This window comes from Myroides marinus (genome assembly GCF_900109075.1).
Taxonomy (GTDB): Bacteria; Bacteroidota; Bacteroidia; order Flavobacteriales; family Flavobacteriaceae; genus Flavobacterium; species Flavobacterium marinum_A.
On sequence record NZ_FNYS01000050.1, the window covers coordinates 1 to 2,191 of the forward strand.

The following is a 2,191-nucleotide window of genomic DNA, read 5'->3' on the forward strand; positions in this document are numbered from 1 at the left end:
AAACTGAACAGGTAATTCCGGTGCAAACTGAACAGATGATTCCGGTGCAAACTGAACAGTTCTGAGCTTAGTTTTTTAGTGTAAATTGTGATTAAAAATCACAAAGTTATGGCTAATAAACCTATCTCAACGACCATGATAAAAAGTATCATTAAGATGAAAATCAAAGAAATTTCTAATTCTAGAATCGCATCTAGTTTAGGAATTTCAAGAACTACATTGATTAAATATGTAGATAATATTTGTAAATCAGGGCTTAGTTTTGGTGAATTAGACAAATTAAGTGAAAAAGATTTAGCAGATTTATTCCATACTCCTAATCTGCTGACAGAAATCAAAAACGATAAGGTTACTACAGATCTACTAGAGTATTTTCCCTATGTAGATAGAATGTTACCACAAGTAGGTTTTACAAGATTAATACTATGGGAGCAATACAAAGAGAAATACCCTGAAGGGGTCCAATATAGTAGGTTTTGTGAGGCTTATAGTAATTGGTGTGCTCAAGGAAAAGGTTATGTACCTATTGAACATAAAGCAGGTGAAAAGCTATTCATTGACTATGCTGGCAAAAAATTAGAAATTGTATGCCCACAAACAGGAAATATTAGTAAAGTAGAAGTTTTTGTAGCCACTCTAGGCGCTAGTCAATATACTTATGTAGAGGCTTGTGCAAGTCAAAAAGCCCCTGATTTTATAAAAAGTATTGAAAATGCATTACACTATTTTGGTGGTGTACCTAATTGTATTGTACCAGATAACCTAAAGTCAGCAGTAATTAAACCACACCGTATTGAACCAGAATTAAATCAGCAACTATTAAAATTTGCCATGCATTATGATACCACTATAATGCCTGCTAGGGTCAGAAAACCTAAGGATAAATCTCCAGTGGAAATGGCAGTTAATATTACCTATAGCCGAATCTACACCAAACTACATGGTCAGATATTTTTCAGTATAAATCAGCTAAACACAGCTATTAAAAAACTTTTAAAGCCTTACAATGACTATCCTTTTCAGAAGAAACAAAGCAGCCGAACAGAGATGTTCTTGGATTTTGAAAAACAAGCTCTTAAAGCTTTACCAATCGATTTATATCCAATTAAAACTTATAAAACAGCTACTGTATTAAAAAACTATCACGTTGATTTTAGAGAGGACAAACACCACTACAGTGTTCCATATCAGTACTTAGGAAAGAAAGTAACTCTTATTGTAGATCAAAATATTGTTGAAATCTATCATAACTATCAACGCATTGCTGTTCATCCTCGTAATAGGAGAACTAGTGGATACTCAACCTTAAAGGAGCATTTACCGCCAAAAAGTCAATATAATGCAGGTTGGAGTGAAGAGTATTTTATTAGTTGGGCCAATAAAATAGGCCCTGAAACAAAAGCTTTTATTGGGAAAATACTGCACAAACAAACCTTTGTAGAACAGAGCTTTAAATCATGTATAGCTGTTTTGTCCTTTGCTAGTAAAGTAGGGAATTCTAGACTAAACTTAGCTTGTAAACGAGCGTTAGCTTATGAACATATAAGCTATAAGGCTATTGAAAATATTTTAAAAAACGGATTAGATCAACAGGAATTAGAACAAAACTTACAAGCTATACCCCAACATGAGAATATCAGAGGGAATAATTATTTTAACTAAATCTTTATGTTTATGAATGTTAATGCAACAATTGAAAAAATGCAAAAACTTAGGCTTAATGGTATGAAAAGAGCCTATGAATCATCCTTAGAAACTAAAGCTATAGACTCTTTTACCAATGACGAGTTTATAGCCTGGTTAGTTGAGGCAGAAGATAACCAAAGAAATAATGATAAGACTCAGCGGCTTATAAAAAATGCTAGATTCCACTATCAAGCTAGTTTACAAGAGGTAAAGTTTACTGCTGAGAGAAACTTAGATAAAAACACTTTTATAAGATTATCTGATTGTAGTTTTATTGATCGAAATCAAAATATCATTATTACTGGTTGTACTGGAACAGGGAAAAGCTACTTAGCTACTGCACTAGGCTTCCAAAGCTGTGTAGCTGGTTATAAAGTAAAATACTACAATTTAGGTAAATTATTACATCGTTTGGCTATGACTAAAGCTGATGGTAGTTATTTAAAAGAATTGCTAAAATTAAGCGCCACTGATGTACTTATTTTAGATGATTTTGGATTACAAC

The 2,191-nt window shown here is 32.6% G+C and carries 2 protein-coding genes; both read left to right on the forward strand.

The window, feature by feature from the left end:
- Window positions 1-156 precede the first annotated feature (156 nt).
- The gene (istA, locus tag BMX53_RS18845; RefSeq protein WP_240485560.1) at window positions 157-1,662 is read left to right on the forward strand and encodes an IS21 family transposase; all 1,506 of its coding nucleotides are present in this window, start codon (window positions 157-159) and stop codon (window positions 1,660-1,662) included.
- 12 nt (window positions 1,663-1,674) lie between these two features.
- The coding region (locus BMX53_RS18850; protein ID WP_074748525.1) for an ATP-binding protein at window positions 1,675-2,191 on the forward strand (517 nt) is incomplete at its 3' end.